14 protein-coding genes and 1 pseudogene are annotated in these 15,185 nt (G+C 63.9%); 3 read left to right on the forward strand and 12 right to left on the reverse strand.

The features are described 5' to 3' along the window. Positions 1–270: 270 nt before the first annotated feature. The 5 genes from cysC to ACGLHR_RS46270 form a co-directional block, all read right to left on the reverse strand. The gene (gene cysC, locus ACGLHR_RS46250; protein ID WP_400102508.1) at positions 271–879 is read right to left on the reverse strand and encodes an adenylyl-sulfate kinase; all 609 of its coding nucleotides are present in this window, start codon (positions 877–879) and stop codon (positions 271–273) included. Positions 880–1,471: 592 nt separating this feature from the next. Next, a complete protein-coding gene (locus tag ACGLHR_RS46255; RefSeq protein ID WP_400102509.1) occupies positions 1,472–2,617 on the reverse strand; it encodes a GGDEF domain-containing protein in 1,146 nt (381 codons plus the stop codon). A 562-nt stretch (positions 2,618–3,179) separates the two neighbouring features. Next, positions 3,180–3,968 (reverse strand): alpha/beta fold hydrolase, encoded by a 789-nt coding sequence (locus ACGLHR_RS46260; RefSeq protein WP_400102510.1) that lies wholly within the window; start codon positions 3,966–3,968, stop codon positions 3,180–3,182. Positions 3,969–4,016: 48 nt separating this feature from the next. After that, complete coding sequence (locus ACGLHR_RS46265; protein WP_400102511.1) at positions 4,017–4,973, reverse strand: hydroxyquinol 1,2-dioxygenase; 957 nt, start codon at positions 4,971–4,973, stop codon at positions 4,017–4,019. A 153-nt stretch (positions 4,974–5,126) separates the two neighbouring features. After that, complete coding sequence (locus ACGLHR_RS46270) at positions 5,127–6,077, reverse strand: LysR family transcriptional regulator (protein WP_400102512.1); 951 nt, start codon at positions 6,075–6,077, stop codon at positions 5,127–5,129. A gap of 252 nt (positions 6,078–6,329) precedes the next feature. Between ACGLHR_RS46270 and ACGLHR_RS46275 the strand changes: the two genes are divergently transcribed. Together ACGLHR_RS46275 and ACGLHR_RS46280 are read left to right on the forward strand one after the other, a co-directional pair. Further along, the gene (locus tag ACGLHR_RS46275) at positions 6,330–7,538 is read left to right on the forward strand and encodes an FAD-dependent oxidoreductase (RefSeq protein ID WP_400102513.1); all 1,209 of its coding nucleotides are present in this window, start codon (positions 6,330–6,332) and stop codon (positions 7,536–7,538) included. Between the two features lie 46 nt (positions 7,539–7,584). Beyond that, a pseudogene (locus ACGLHR_RS46280) lies at positions 7,585–7,866 on the forward strand (iron-containing alcohol dehydrogenase); the annotation flags it as partial. 257 nt (positions 7,867–8,123) lie between these two features. Here the strand turns inward: ACGLHR_RS46280 and ACGLHR_RS46285 are convergent. The 4 genes from ACGLHR_RS46285 to ACGLHR_RS46300 all read right to left on the reverse strand — a co-directional run bounded on the left by ACGLHR_RS46285 (position 8,124) and on the right by ACGLHR_RS46300 (position 11,180). Continuing rightward, positions 8,124–9,215, reverse strand: coding sequence for a porin (locus ACGLHR_RS46285; RefSeq protein WP_400102514.1), 1,092 nt, complete (start codon positions 9,213–9,215; stop codon positions 8,124–8,126). 226 nt (positions 9,216–9,441) lie between these two features. After that, positions 9,442–10,317: a tripartite tricarboxylate transporter substrate binding protein gene (locus ACGLHR_RS46290; RefSeq protein ID WP_400102515.1), complete on the reverse strand. Its 876-nt coding sequence runs from the start codon at positions 10,315–10,317 to the stop codon at positions 9,442–9,444. 331 nt (positions 10,318–10,648) lie between these two features. Beyond that, positions 10,649–10,768 (reverse strand): serine aminopeptidase domain-containing protein, encoded by a 120-nt coding sequence (locus tag ACGLHR_RS46295; RefSeq protein ID WP_400102516.1) that lies wholly within the window; start codon positions 10,766–10,768, stop codon positions 10,649–10,651. Between the two features lie 127 nt (positions 10,769–10,895). Further along, complete coding sequence (locus ACGLHR_RS46300) at positions 10,896–11,180, reverse strand: hypothetical protein (protein ID WP_400102517.1); 285 nt, start codon at positions 11,178–11,180, stop codon at positions 10,896–10,898. Positions 11,181–11,470: 290 nt separating this feature from the next. Between ACGLHR_RS46300 and ACGLHR_RS46305 the strand changes: the two genes are divergently transcribed. Further along, positions 11,471–12,574: a porin gene (locus tag ACGLHR_RS46305; RefSeq protein ID WP_400102518.1), complete on the forward strand. Its 1,104-nt coding sequence runs from the start codon at positions 11,471–11,473 to the stop codon at positions 12,572–12,574. Positions 12,575–13,060: 486 nt separating this feature from the next. Here ACGLHR_RS46305 and ACGLHR_RS46310 read toward each other — a convergent pair whose 3' ends face one another. From ACGLHR_RS46310 to ltrA, 3 genes are all read right to left on the reverse strand, one after another. Next, positions 13,061–13,204 (reverse strand): hypothetical protein, encoded by a 144-nt coding sequence (locus tag ACGLHR_RS46310; protein ID WP_400102519.1) that lies wholly within the window; start codon positions 13,202–13,204, stop codon positions 13,061–13,063. Between the two features lie 36 nt (positions 13,205–13,240). Beyond that, complete coding sequence (locus tag ACGLHR_RS46315; protein ID WP_400102520.1) at positions 13,241–13,405, reverse strand: hypothetical protein; 165 nt, start codon at positions 13,403–13,405, stop codon at positions 13,241–13,243. A gap of 709 nt (positions 13,406–14,114) precedes the next feature. Further along, on the reverse strand, positions 14,115–15,140 hold the full coding sequence (gene ltrA, locus ACGLHR_RS46320; protein WP_400102521.1) for a group II intron reverse transcriptase/maturase: 1,026 nt from the start codon (positions 15,138–15,140) through the stop codon (positions 14,115–14,117). Positions 15,141–15,185 lie beyond the last annotated feature (45 nt).

The raw sequence follows: 15,185 nt of genomic DNA on the forward strand, positions 1-15,185 counted from the left end.
CTCGCCGTTTGCGTGCCTTCAACGCAGACTACTACGTGGCGTCAATAATGCAAGGAACTTCTGACTCAGGACACTAGACATATATAGGAGAAAAGCATAGCGTCCCAAATTAGGAGACCGCGCCAAAGCGGGGGCTGACTAAACGGCAATGCGTTGGTTTTCTGCTCTGGCGATGGAGGGATACCGTCGCTCACCAATTTAAGGCACCGCGACAGCCCGCAAGCTGCCTTCTGCAACGCCTTGTGCAGATGATCAACGGCCGCTTTCAGCTCACGCCGGCGATGCCCGCAGCGCCAACGCCTCGCATATCCAATCGGCCGCCAACTCCGGTCCAACGACTTCGGTATCGATCTCCACGTCAGGCGCAAGCGGTGCTTCGTACGGGGCGCTCAGGCCGGTGAACTGGCTGATCTGCCCGGCCGAGGCCTTGGCATAGAGCCCCTTGGCATCACGCTGCGAGCACACCGCGAAGCTGGCGCTGAGAAACACTTCAAGGAACGCGTCCCCGCCGATAATCTCTCGCGCCTGCTGGCGCTGGCTGCGCAGCGGCGAGATGAATGCCGCCACCGCCCACAGGCCGCTGCGATTGGCGAGCCGGGCTACTTCGGCGGCACGGCGGATGTTCTCCGTGCGGTCCTCCGGCGAAAACCCGAGATCGCGATTGAGGCCGGCGCGCATTTCATCCCCATCGAGCAGCAGTACCGGGTGCCCTGCGGTCAGCATGCGCTTGTGCAGCGCGAGGCTGACGGTGGTTTTGCCCGCTCCCGATAGCCCGGTGACCCAGACCGTGCCCGGCCGCTTCCTGGTTTCGTTCGATGCGTTCGGCGAGATGAGCATGCTGTGCGTGATCCGGTTTTCTGCGTCGGGCTGTGCGATCAAAGGCCGCGTTCGCGCTGCATCAAGCCTACGTACCGTCTCCTCGGCCAGCCCGACGCAATGGAGCTCGCAGCTTCTCGCAGGCTGGGATCGAGCCAAATTCCACATGGTTGTCCCGCATCAGGCCGAGCGCCCGCGCCGCAAGGCCCGGCACAGTCTCCGGTTGTTCGCCAGTTGCCCCTGGTGGCGATTCGCCAAGCTGGCGGCGCAATCCTGTTGATACCGCCGCCGCCGCAAGATCTGGCGGCTTAGCGGCTACAGCCGCATAAAGGTTATGTCAAATAAACGCAACGGGCTGCAAGCCAATATTGGCGAGGCCTCCCGGGATTTCCCTTCTCGTTATCGCTGATGCAGCCGCGCTAGCGTGCCGAAACGCTGTGTGATTCGCGCTGACACCCCGGTGTCACAAGGCCGTACCGATTAATTTTGTGCGCTTCACTTCAATAGCCAATACCATCCGCCAGCACCACCGCCCAAGCAGACCAGCAACAACCCCTTTCCCCGTAAATCGGCGAAGCCCCCAAAAAAGCTCACTTCGGCGTGCTGGCAACCACGGGCAAGTGACCGGCGCCTACTGAAATGCGGGAGCCCCGGCTCAGCCTGCCTCAACACGGTTGCGCCCATCAGCCTTGGCGCGATACAGCGCCAAATCGGCGCGCGCCAGCAATTCGTCAAGGGTCGCTTCCCCGGCCTCGATGCTGGCCAACCCCAGGCTTGCCGTGCAGGTGGGCTGCCCCGCGATGGCAGATTGCTGCTCCACTGCCTGCCGCACGCGCTCGGCCATGGCAAGCGCGGCCTCCATGCCGGTATGCGGCAGCAGCACGACAAACTCTTCGCCGCCAAAACGGCCGAGATAATCCGTGTAGCGCAGCGCCTGGCCCACGGTTTGTGCGAAATGAGCCAGCACGCGGTCACCCACCAAGTGTCCGTGCTGGTCATTGATGCGCTTGAAGTGGTCGATATCCATCAGCAGCAACGACAGTGGTTGGCCGCTGCCGCGCCGGTTCTTCAGTTCACTACTACCTGCGTGCATCACAGCCCGGCGGTTCAGTACCCCTGTCAGGTCATCGCGCTGCGCCAGGTACTCGAACTGCGCGCGCAACCGCTCGCTCACGGTCAGCAGCAGGCCAAGGCAGACGAACAGCGACGCGAAGCAATACGCCGCAATGTACGTGGTCTGAATAGCCGAGGGGGAAAACCGCGGAGTATTGACGGCATCCTGGAAAAGCGTCGTCGCTGCCCGCATCAGCAGGACCAGCCCCTGGAAAGCGAGGACAACTGCCATGAAGCGCGGCGCAAAACCCCGGCCGTGCTGCCAGGTCATCCGCGCATGGGTCAGGCATATTGCCGCCAGCACCGTGGTAAGCAGCAACACGCGGATCCGGTAGTCGGGATGGACCAGCAGGAACCAGGTGATGCCAGCCAGGCAGCCAATGCCTAGGGTGAGCCAGAATTTCCAGGTGCAGGGCACCCCGTAGAAGCGCTGGCTGCCGAAGTAGAACAGTGCACAGCCCGAAAGCAGCAGCACGTTACCGCCAAGCGCGACGAACACGGCCGGCCACTGCCCGTCCATCGCATAGAAGGCGGTGGAAAGCGCGCAAAGCAGCGGTGCCAGCGCCCAGGGCAGCAACCCTTTGATGGAGGCAGGATAGGCGCGGCGAAAGGCCAGCAGGATGATGCCCAGGGCGATATTGATCATCCCCGTCATCGCCGACATGGAGCGCAGGTCCAGGTTTAGCATTGGTCAGCCGTAGAGATGCCGGATTGACCGTGGCCGGTGACCGGTCGAGATACTGTAGGAAATGCGGTCATGTGCGTGTGCCCATTCAAGCTGGCATTGCACCCTGCAAGGCTAGCCGTGGCACGTGGAGATCGGCAATGAAGCCGCGTCGGGCAATTTACCAAGGGCCACGCAGTATTCCGTCCAGCGAGCCGTTAGGTCCGCGCCCAGATGGACATTCATCGCACGACTCGGTTTCTCCACAAACGCTCCAGTTTGCTCTAGTTCAAATACAACGATTTGTGCACATGGCACTGTGCGCACATTATACCGGCCACACCTCAGGCTGGCCCGGGCCTGAACTTGGTGCGCATCGCCGGCACCCGCCGCCTCGTTGTCGCCAAGTGGGGCTGCCGAGGGGGCTGGCGGGGGCGGCACCTGAGCCGCGTTGCAGCGTAGTGCCAATATTTTTCCATACTCGATCCGGATCTTCAGCCAGACGGATGCCGGGAGGGCTCCGCCTGACAGCGGGACATTGCCTGCAGATATGGATCGAGCCGCGGACGACGGACTTGCCGCCGAGCTAGGCTGGCCTGGCGGCGGCTTCGCCATCGCCCGGGTTGCGCAGCAGGAAGGCTTCGAGCGCAGCACTGGCGGCTGCCGGGGTTTCCAGCACCGGGTAATGACCGGCCCCCGCCAGCACCTGCAACGTCGCGTTGCGATACCACCTGAGCGTGGTGGCGCGCACGGCCTCGTCCGTATTGCTGCCGTCATGCTGGCCGACCAGCACCAGGATCGGCTTGTCCGTGCCTTCCACCTGCTGGCTGATATCGGTACGGCTCGCATCGAGCGCATAGCTGGCGAAAGCGGTGCCGTCGATGTTGTCCCAGCTGCTATCAACCACCGTCCGCGCAAAGGCGGACGAATAGCGGTGCGCAGTGCCGGCCGCCACCAGTTCTTCACGCCGTTGCCGCGACACCGCGGCCTCCTGCAGCATCCGAACGCGCTGCGGATCGCTGCTGCCACCGCACGCGTCGAGGCCGGCGATGGACACAATCGCATCCACGCGCTGCGGCAGCGCCAACGCCAGCATCTGCGCGGCCAGCGCGCCCAGCGAATGGCCGGCCACCGCGAAGCGGCTCCAGCCCAGGTAGTCCGCAAGCCGGGTGGCGTCGATCACCACCTCGCGCAGCGTCATCAGGCCGCGCTCCTTGCGCGCCTGGCCATAGCCGCGATACTCGACCGCAACATACTGGAACGCATCCAGATCAGCCCAGCGCATCAGGTCGTCGAACGCGTCGCGCGTGCCAAGCAACCCCGGGAACAGCATCACCTTGCGTGGGCCCGTGCCCACCAGCTTGAAAGACATCATGCTGCTACCTCCGCGGCCAGGGACCGCATCATCGGGAAGGACCGCGAATCAGACATGGATCGGATCCTCCTTCTGCATATGCTTGCGCAGGTCGTCGTGCGACACATTGAACTGCGGAGAGATCTTCAGTTCGGTGCCGAGCAGGGCTTCCTCCTCATCCATCTTGAAGCCGAGCGATTTGGTGGCTTCGAACATCACGCCCCCCGGCGTGCGCACGTAGACCGATTCGAAGTAGCCACGGTTCTTGCGGTCCGAGAAATCGGTAAAGCCCATGCCCTCGGTATCGAACTTCACGCGGGCCTGGGTATCGTAGTCTGCCACGTCGAAGGCGCCGTGGTGCACGATGCCCTCGGCCAGCGTCCAGGTACCCTGGCGCAGGTCCGGCTCGTAGCGCACGTCGATGCGGCGTCCCGCGCCGCCCTCGCCCGCTTCGTAACGGGTGAACTTGCCGTCTTCCAGCGTCTTGCGGAAATACCAGGCGCTCTGCATGAACGTGTCCATGTCCTCCAGCTCACGCACGGTCACGGTCCAGTTGTGGAAGCCGCGCACGGCGTATTGCTCGGGCACATACTCGGAGCGCCAGGGCCTGCGCAAATCGGTGGGATCCTCCACCACCTCGAAATCGATGCCGGCATGCACCACGCGCAGGTACTTCTCGCCGAAGCGCTCCGACTCCTGGACGATGGCAATGCCGTGCCGGCCGAAGTGCTCGCGCCAGAAATCCAGCGAGCCTGCCGGCACCGAGTAGGCGATGGCGGTGAACTGGCCGGAGCCCTTGCGTCCGCTCAACTCCGTGCGGCGCATCGGGAAGGTGGTCATCACCGTGCCGGGCGTACCGTCCGCATCGCTGAAATACAGGTGATAGATGGGAATGCGGCCATCGTAAAACAGAGTGCGCTTGATAAAGCGCTGCCCCATCACCTTGACGAAGAAATCCACGTCGCCCTGGGCCGTGCTGGTGCACAGCGTGATGTGATGCAGACCGCGAATGAGGTTGCCTTCCATATCGTCTCCTTAACTAGCTTAGGCTGTCCGCCCGGCCGCGCCTGATGCGGTGGCGCTGGCGGGCTTGGCTGGAGTATGGAAGCCGGGCCGGTGCGCGGCCATAGCCGGAAAGGAATACACCGAATGCCGATTCGGCATTCGGCATGCGCGGGGTCAGGCAGCGCAAGCTTCGTCGCCGCCCTCGCCCTGGTCGGCCAGCAGGGCGTGGATCAGGTCGCGGAACCATTTGTTGGCCGGGTCCTTGTGAAAGCGCTCATGCCAGAACTGGCGCACGACAAAGCCGGGAATCCGTACGGGCAACTCCATCACATTGGCGCCGACCAGCCGCGCCACCTCCACCCCGGCACGCCTGGACACGGTAAACAGCGCATCGGAACTGGGCAGCGTGGTCAGCACCGTGAGGAAATTGGGCAGCGTGACGACAAAGCGCTCGGCGGGAATACTCTCCAGCAGGAAGCGCTCCAGCGCCTCGTAGCCGATCGGCAGCGGCGCCACCAGTGCGTGCCCGGCGTTCAGGTAAGCCTCCTCGCTCAGCACGCCCTGCGCCAACGGATGGCCGGCCCGTGCCAGGCAGACATAGTCCGACGCGTAGAGGCGGCGCTGGTAAAACGGCGAGCGCGTAATGGCGAAGCTGCCCATGGCCAGGTCCGCCTCGCCTTCTTCGAGCATCTCTTCCACGCCATGCCGCGGTGCGGCAATGGCCCGCACCCGGATGCCGGGCGCATGCTCCGCCAGGTGGCGCAGCAGCCTGGGCAGCAGGAAGGCCGCGCCGAAATCCGTGGCGACAAAGCTGAAGCTGCGGCGCGAGACGGCAGGATCGAACTGGTCGGGACTCTCGATGGCCTCCTGCATCAGCTGGATCACGCTCGCGATGCGCGGCGCCAGTTCGCGCGCGCGCGGTGTGGGCGACATCCCGGCCGTGGTGCGCACGAACAGCGGGTCGCCGAAGTACTGGCGCAACTTGCTGAGCGACTGGCTCATCAGCGGCTGGCTGAGGCCGAGGCTGTCGCCGGCCTGGGTCAGGCTGCGCTTGCGCAGTACCGCGTCGAAGACGATCAGCAGCCGCAGGTCGAGCGAGGCGGCGAAACCGGCATTCTTTGCCATGACTGGATTCCCGTGTGGACTGTGGCGCACCGCCGGCAGCGGTCGGGCGGCGGGCGCTGCAGCAAGATCCTTTGTACCCGATCCGCGCGCACCGTGTTTGCCGCGCGCATTCAACTTCCGAATGGCACCGATGCGATTCAGCGTATCGACACCCGTATGACTGGCCGGTACCTTGCGCACAGGATTCTAGCGACCTCGATGGCCGCACGGCAATCGCAAAGCGCGATGCCCATCCCATACAAGGAACCGAACATGTCATACGATGAAAGAATCGCGATCGTCGGGGCCGGCCCCGTTGGTTTGACCACCGCGCTGACGCTCGCGCGCCAGGGCGTGCCCTGCGTCGTGTTTGAGAGCGCCGATGAAATCGCCCGCGAGCAGCGCGGCGCCGCGTTTCACCCGCCTACGCTGGAGATCTTCCGCAAGCTGGGTATCGAGGCGGCCCTGACGAAGATGGGCATCCGTATTCCGGTCTGGCAGATGCGCGACCGTAGCGAGGGCGTCTATGCCGAATTCGATCTTGGCACTCTATCGACGCTAACCGACTTCCCGTTCCGCTTCCACTTGCCGCAGCACTATCTCTCCAGCCTGCTGATCGAGGTGCTACGCACGTTACCGCATGTCGAACTTCGCTTTGGCGAAAGCCTGGACTCGGTTTCCACCGACGGCGCGAGCGCTACATTGAACCTGCGCACCGCACAAGGCCCGCGCGAGGTGAAGGTGCCCTGGGTGGTGGGCGCGGACGGCGCCCGCAGCACGGTGCGCAAGAGCGGCGGCTTCGGCTTCGAGGGCTTTACCTGGCGCGAGAAGTTCCTGGTCACCAATGTCGCCATGCCGATGGAAGCGCTGGGCTACACAGGCACCGCCTATGTTTCCGACCCCGAACATTGGGCCGTGGTGCTCAAGCTGTACGACGATGCCCGCCCCGACCTCTGGCGCGTTGCCATGCCGGCAGATCCCGATGTCGACGACGCGGTGCTGTTGGCGCCGGCCAACGTACAAGCCCGTCTGCGCGAGACGCTGGGCGTGGACACGGCATTCCCGCTCGCCTACTCGGGCACCTACAGGGTGCACCAGCGCGTGGCGGACACCTTCGTCAGGGGCCGCATCCTGCTGGCAGGCGACGCGGCCCATATCAACAACCCGATCGGCGGCTTCGGCCTGAACGGCGGCGTGCACGATGCGTTCAACCTCGGCACCAAGCTGGCCGAAGTCTGGCACGGCCGCGCCGGCGCCGAACTGCTCGACCTGTACTCGCGCCAGCGCCGCACCGTTGCCGTGGAGGTGGTGCAGAAGAACAGCATCCGCAACAAGAAAGCCATGGAAGAATGCGACCCGCAAGTACGCCGCCGGAACCAGCAGGCGATGCACGCCATCTCGCTCGATCCTGACAGATCGCGCGAGTTTTTGCTCGACAGCTCGATGATTGCTTCAATCCGCCGCGCCGACGCCATCGCCTGAGGCGCGGCGCGCTACCAGCCGGCGCCGGACGCAAGCGGCGGCACGCATCACTGAGAACGGCGAGAAGAAAACCGGCCGCTCGGCGCAGGTGCTGCCGCGCAGCGTGGTCTACGATCCCGAGCTGACGCTTACCCTGCCGCCGGCGATCAGCGCCACCAGCGGCCTGAACGCCATGGCCTATTGCGTCGAAGCGATGTATGCCGCCGACGCCAATCCCGTCACCACGCTGATTGCCGAGGATGGCATTCGCGCCCTGGCCAGCGGGCTGCCCGATGTGGTGGCGCACCCGCACGACATGGCCGCGCGCAGTGCGTGCCTGTACGGCGCGTGACTGGCACGCCGGCTGCAAGTACCTCTTGCGCTGGAGCAACTGGGCGTGCGGCATGGCGACCTGGCACGCGTGGCCGACCAGGCCCTGCGAGCGCCCACCCCAATCCGGCGCCGCTGACGCGCGATGGCATCCTGCGCTTGCTGGAAAACGCGTTCGCGGGCGTCGAGCCGCACTGAACCCGGTGCAGCTTGCGGTGCGAACGACAGCGCGCCGGTGGGATCCCGATCTCGCCGGCGCGGTCGTGCCGCATGGCATCAGAAGACGTGCTTGATACCCACCATCGCGCCGAACTGGTTCGCTCCCGGTGCCGGGTTCGCGCCGGCCTGGCCATTGCTGACCGACAAGCCGAGCTGGCCGCCGTTGTCGATAAAGCCGGCAGTGGCGTACACCGAGCTGCGTTTGGAGAAGGCATAGGTGGCCCGCGCCGCGTACAACCAGGCCTTGTTCCTGCTGTCGTGATAGCGCAGGTTGAAGACTTCAGCGTCCACACTGAAGGCCGGCGTCACTGCGTAGGACACGCCGCCATACCAGAGGTCGCTGCGCGGCGTGGGGCTGCCCCGGTTGTCGCGCCGCACCAGGCCAAGGCCAATCTTGGCGTTGCCCACCAGCGCATAGCCATTGAGCGAGAGCCGGTCGTCGCGCAGGCCGCTGCTGGTCAGCCCGGCGAACGCACCCGGCCCTCCGCGCAGCGAGTCATAGGCGGCGTTCACCGCCCAGCGCTTGGCGTCGTACTGGAGCAGCGCCGACCATTCACGGCAGGCTCGCGCGTCGGCCGGGTTCTCGCCGGCGCAGTTGGTGCCGGCCGGGCTGGGACCGGCATTGGTACCGTCGCGGCCGAAGCTGTAGGTGGCGCCCAGCGTAAAGCCGCCAAAGGTGCCCTTGTATGCAATGGCGTTATCGGCGCGGGAGTTCGCCATATAGCTGTCCAGCGAGGCTGAGCCGAAGGTGTTAGGGCCTAGCATGTCGGCTTCCAGGTTGGCCCAGAAGGTCATGGCGTACTGGCGGCCCAGCCCGATCTGGCCCCACTTGCCTGCCAGGCCGACATACGCTTGGCGGCCGAACAAGCGGCCGCCCTGGTTCGAAGCGCCATTGTCGGTGCCGAAGCCTGACTCCAGCACGAACACCGCCTTCATGCCTTGCCCGAGGTCCTCGCTGCCGCGCAGGCCCCAACGCGACGGCACGGTGCCCGTCAGGCCCGGCATGCGCGTCACACTGTCGCGCGCGGCGCCGATATGGTTAACGTACTCCACGCCTGCATCGACCACGCCGTACAGGGTGACCGCTTGCGCGGCGGCGAGGCCTGGCAACGCCATCAGGGCGGCTGCCGTGAGCCCGGTGGTTCTCATAGTTCTCCTCCAGTCTTTGCTGTTGTGGTGATGCAACTCGAACGCGAACGCGACAACGAAAGGCAGCGCGCAACCGGTCACGCGCCGTCATTGGACGGCAGAGAGCACAGGCAAACGCTGCCCCTTGGCGGCAATCCGATTTGTCGTGAATGACGGGTTAGCGGCGGGCCGGACCGCGCCAGAGGATCAGGAAGCAGGCCAGGACGTCACTGCTTGCGCGCGAGCCTCACTCCACCGAGGCTCCTGTCGAGTGTGCGATGTCCGACCACCTGGCCGTATCGCTGGCGATAAAGCGCTTGAATTCCTCGGGGCTGGTCGGCGCCAGGTCGACGTTGAGCGCTGCGAAGCGCGCCTTGACCTCGCTGGATCGCAAGGCCTTGAGCACCGCCTCGTTCAACCGGCCGATGACCTGGGGCGGTGTATTGGCCGGCGCCAGCAGGCCAAGCCAAGACGTGCTGGCGTAGCCCGGCAGGCCCGCCTGCGCGATGGTTTGCAGTTGCGGGCGAGACGGCGAAGGCCTGGCGCTGGTCAGTCCCAGCGCGGTCAGCTTGCCCGCCTTGATAAACGCGTCCGCGGCAGCCAGGTCGGCGAACATGACCTGGGCATGCCCGGCCACCACATCGTTCAATCCCTGCATGGTGCCTTTATAGGGCACGTGCTTCATGTGGATATGCGCCATCTGGTTGAAGTGCTCAGCCCCCAGGTGGTTGGAGGTGCCGGCCCCGGACGAAGCGTAGTTGACCTGGTCGGGATGGCGCCGCGCATAGGCGATCAGCTCGCCGACACTCTTCACCGGCAGGCCAGGCGATGCCACCAGCACCTGTGGCACCTCCGCCACCAGCGTGACTGGCGCGAAATCGCGCACGGGATCGTACTTGACCCGGCCCTTGGGATAGACCGCGGGCGCAATGGTGAGGGACGCCGCCGCCATCAGCAGCGTGTAGCCATCGGCATCGGCGCGCGCCACGTACTCGGAGGCAAGCATGGTGCCGGCACCCGGCCGGTTCTCCACCACCACCGCCTGGCCGAGCGAATCCTTGAGTTTTTCGGCCAGGACGCGGCTCATCACATCGGCGATCCCGCCGCTGGTGAACGGCACCACGAGCCGGATCGCATGGGTGGGAAAGCGCCGCGCCGCACGCGAGCAGCGCGCAGGCGGACACCAGCAGCAAGGCGGGACGCTTCATAGGACATTGTCTCCATCATCGTTTTCGGCTGCGGCGTTGAACGGCGTGCCGTGCCTGTATGTGGAAGCATTAGACAATGTGCGGGGGGGCGTGCGACAGGCGCAATGGCTAATGGCCGGCATAAGCGGCTTGCATGCGGCCGTAATGACGAGCATTCGTGGCTATGGCACGCCCGGGCCGCTCGACCGGTCCGCCGCATCCGCCTTCGAATCATGTCCACCAGCAAGTCATAGTCTACGGAAACGATCACCGCGGATACAGCCTCACCGCGCCCTCGAAGCCGGCAGATACCAGAGCTTCGATCACGCCGACATACCGCCCGATATGCTCACCCATACCATGCGCAATCTGGACCACGCCGCGCACGGGGCCGAGGCTATCCCCCTCGGGCGCACGCTACGCGCAATCCGTCTGTACTGGACGCAGCAAGGCTCATTGCCGAGGCACTCATGTCCTAGAGGGGGCGCTCAGGCATCGAGAACTGCAACGCATGCTATGCCTGATGGAGAAGGCCGCTTCGGCTTTGCACGATCAGGCCGGACAGAGCGTGCCGGCCTCTGAGTGGGGCAATGCTGCCACGGCGTAGCCGTGGGATGAGGCGCAATTCTTTTCCGGCCGCAATCGCCGGGTTCGGATGATCATCCACCGCAAGCCAGCACATGATCTGCTCTTCCTTTGCACTGCGCAAAGTCGTCTTCCCCTGGATGATTTTCATCACCAGGGTCGCATTGCGCTTGGCTGGCCAGCGCTTGATACCTTCGTCCATCAAGGCAGTCATGTGTCTCTTCTTCTTTTCTTCATTTCTTTAGGCTGGAATGGTATTAGTGCATCACTCACCCGGCACAAGGAGCCCAACCCAAAAAAAGCACGAATGTTCGTTACTCCAGCACGGAACGATTTTGGTTGCTTTCCGCCCTCCCGGTTGTTTCATCACAACAAAAAAAACTGTTCCCAAGTATCGTTAACCGAACGCTGGCACATAATACAAAATAGACGTGAACGGAGAGCGTCGGCCAAGCAGTCGCGATAGCCCAGAGTTTCCAATCATCAGCTAACAAGGAAAGTGCTATGAAGATGACATGGATTGCCACCGTCGCTGCACTAGCCGCTGGTGGTGCGTATGCCCAGTCGAGCGTGACTCTGTACGGGATCGTTGACGCCGGCATCGAATATCAAAACAACCAACCTGGGGGCGGCCACAGCGTGACCCGCCTGACCTCGGGCAACCTGTCGGGCAGCCGTTGGGGCCTGCGTGGCGTGGAAGATCTGGGCGGTGGCCTGAAGGGCATCTTCGTGCTTGAAAGCGGTTTCAACCTCGACACCGGCACCTCGGCCCAAGGCGGCCGTCTGTTCGGGCGTAACGCTTACGTCGGTTTGCAAAGCCAGTGGGGCGCCCTGACCCTGGGTCGTCAACAGACCCCGCTTTATGACTTCGGTTTGCAGTTCGACCCGATGGCCATCGCCACGAACTACTCGATCATCGGCCAGGACGCAGGCTTCACCAGCCGAGCTGACAACTCGGTCAAGTACGTCGGCACCTTCCACAGCCTGACTGCCAGGGCCCTGTACAGCTTCGGCTCGAACACCGGTGCCGGCTCGTTTGGTGAAGTCCCGGGCAGCCCCAAGATTGGCCAAGAGTACAGCGCTGGCCTGACCTACGCAGCCGGCCCGTTAGCCATCGGAGGTGTCTACGACGAAACCAACCTCGGCCTGGCCGCGACCGGCGCCCTGACGGGTGCCAAGATCCGTCGCGCCACCCTGGCTGGTACGTACGCCTTCGGCCCGGCCAAGGTGTACGCTGGTTATCGTTGGGCTAAGGCTCTGGACGGCGCCACGCTGCCGGGCAACCTCGGTGCCAACAACGTCTCGAACCTGTACTGGCTGGGCCTGGGCTATCAGCTAATACCGGCACTCTCGCTGACCGGCGTTGCCTACTACCAAGACTTCCGCGGTACCAAGGCTGATCCGTGGAGCTTCGTGGCTTCGGTTGATTACATCCTATCCAAGCGCACCGATGCCTACCTGAACGTGGGTTACGCGAAGAACAAGGATGGTTCGAACCTGGGTCTGACCGCGGGCGGTTCCGGCGCGATCCAAGGCAGCGGCTTCGGCACGGTTAGCGGCTCGGAGAACCAGTTCGGCGCGGTCGTTGGCATCCGTCACAAATTCTAAACTGCCGCAAGCGCATGCCCGCTTTTCGCTTCAACTTAGTCAGGACACGTAACGCCGGCATTCGCGCGGCACCAGGGCTTTGTGCTGGTGCAGCATCACACCCTCGTCGGGACTGTCCAGACAGTATTTCGTGCGGAAAGGGGCCAGCCTTAGGAGAATCCGCCCTCAAGGCCAGCCAGTTTGACAACGCGGAGGAAGACTGGAAAAGTCCCTCTCACCGATACATCCAGACCAAGTAGATGGACTATCAACTGCATTTTAAAGAAGCAAGCCACCCGAACTGGGCGCGCAGTATCTTTTCCGGATGTGCAATGGCCTGGTGACGGCGGCGACTTCGAGGACTCGGCACAAAGAGGGGGAAACCGGTCTCCAGCGTGATGTCGGAGCTGCCGGCGCCGGCCGACCACCCCTACCGCGTCAGCGGTTTGGTTCAACACTTTTTATCAAGAGTAATGGCGGCCTCGCCAAGCCAGCCGGCCCAGACTGTCAGGGGGCGCCGCCAGCGCCGCCGTCCGACGACTTGCAGTCGCTGCACGGCGTGGCGTGGGCCGGGGTGGCCGACAGCCACGTCAGGCCGAGCGCGCTCACCAAGGCCGCGAGCCGCGCGAACCTGCGCATCCAGTTGGTCATGGTTTGCTCCTAACCCATCCGTCCCTAGGGGTGCCGCTACCTACCGCCGCCATCCGGGGTTGGGTCGTGGGGTAGCGACGCGTGGCGGCCGCCGCCATCCTGGCTCGGGCAGGCGTGGGCAGGCGTGGCCGACAGCCACGCCAGGCCGACGGCGCTGGCTAGGGCGGCGAGCAGTGCGAAACGGCGGGCAACTTGTTTCATGGGCTTCTCCTGAGACAACAGCATGGCGGGAGCGCGGCGTCCACCGCCTGGTCGTGGCGGTGCGGGTAGGAAGGAGCGAGCGTCGGGTCGCCGCGGGCGGTGTCACCACCGAGGTTCTCTATCCCAAGCATAGTGTTTTCGTGCGCCGCATCAAGCCGTAGTTCCAGGCTCACCGCCTGGCGCTCGCTCTCGCGGGCCAAGTCGGCATTGGCCTGCTGGAGCTCAGCCAGATCGGCCGCCCGGTCGGCATTGCCTGGTCCACGGAGTCGGCGATGCGGTGCCGACGGTCTGCGAAGGACAGCACCTGCGGAAATCCCACAAGAGGAAGTCGTGACAGCACCCTGCTCCAATGGACCAACGGATAGGGAGCCCATGGATGACAACATTCACGAAGCACACGGCCAAGATGCCGGCCAGTTGGTTGGTACAGGCGGCACTATGCGAGGCGATGCACGTGGCCTGGCCGCACGGCTTGGAGTTACCGTGCCAATTGGTGAAGCACTGGGTCAACTAGGGGAAGACGACTGTCACCAGCTGGCGCGAGCGAGCCTAGCGACGGCCGCCTGCCACAGTGCACGCATTTGTGGCGCTGCGCGGGAACCCGCATGCATGCTAGGGGTTGCCTATCCCGGTAAGTCGAGTAGCGCAAGGGAATCGCACCCTCACGCCCTCACAGATCCGGACATGAATCTCTCGATTCATCCGGCTCCTATCGTCCAACCTTGGTCTCCACTGCCCAGTGCGCGAATAGGCCTGGCTGTCGAGACTTGATGTCCTTCAGCCAGGCCGCGGCGCGCACCTTACGGCCGCGGAGACGTTTGTATTTCCGTTGCGCCCAGCGGACCAGTGCGGCATCGACCGCAAGCAGCACCTGCCCCAGCGCAGACCGATAAAATCTACCGTAGTACTGAATCCAACCGAGCAACGTCGGACGGGTTCGGTCCGCCAACTCAGTCAGACTCAGGTCATAGCGGTGCAACACACTGCGGCGACGTATCTCCTGCCGCATCGCTTTTGCAGCCTTGTTGCTGACTGCAGGCAAGAAACCAACCGACAACTTGCCCGCCCGATTCCTGACACTTCTCGGTCTGAACGTATAGCCTAGAAAGTCGGACTGACATATCGGATAGCTTGCCTGCCTGTTGGCCTGCTTGCAGTACACGATTTTGGTCTTTTCCGGATGCAGATCCAGCTTGCATTCGGCGAGCCGCGTCTCCAGCCCCCGCTTGAGCAGCCGCGCATGCGCTTCGCTCTTGCAATGACAGATGGCGTCATCAGCATAACGCTCGAATGGCACGTCCGGATGATGCTTCCGCATCCACCGGTCAAACGCGTAGTGGAGAAACAGGTTAGCCAGCACCGGACTGACGACACCGCCTTGCGGCGTGCCCTTGTCCGGGTGCACCACGGTCCCGTCAGGCATTTGCACAGGTGCCTTGAGCCAGCGCTCGATATACAGCAGCACCCACGCGCATTCCGTGTGACAGCGCACCGCGCGCATCATGAGTTCCCAGTCGATACTGCCGAAGAAGTTCTTGATGTCGAGGTCGAGCACCCACTCGTATTCCCAGCATCGCTGCCGAGCCACGTTGAGCGCCTGGTGCCCCGATCGTCCGGGACGATACCCGTATGAGTCGCCGTGAAACACCGGTTCCACGAGCGGCTCCAGATATCGCTTGACCACCGTCTGCGCGATGCGATCAGAGATCGTGGGGACGGTCAGCGCGAACTGCACAAGCGCTCAATGAGCATTTGGGATGGGCTGAGATCCGCCATCCGT

Origin of the sequence: Cupriavidus sp. CuC1 (assembly GCF_044627735.1) — a bacterium.
GTDB lineage: Bacteria > Pseudomonadota > Gammaproteobacteria > Burkholderiales > Burkholderiaceae > Cupriavidus > Cupriavidus ulmosensis.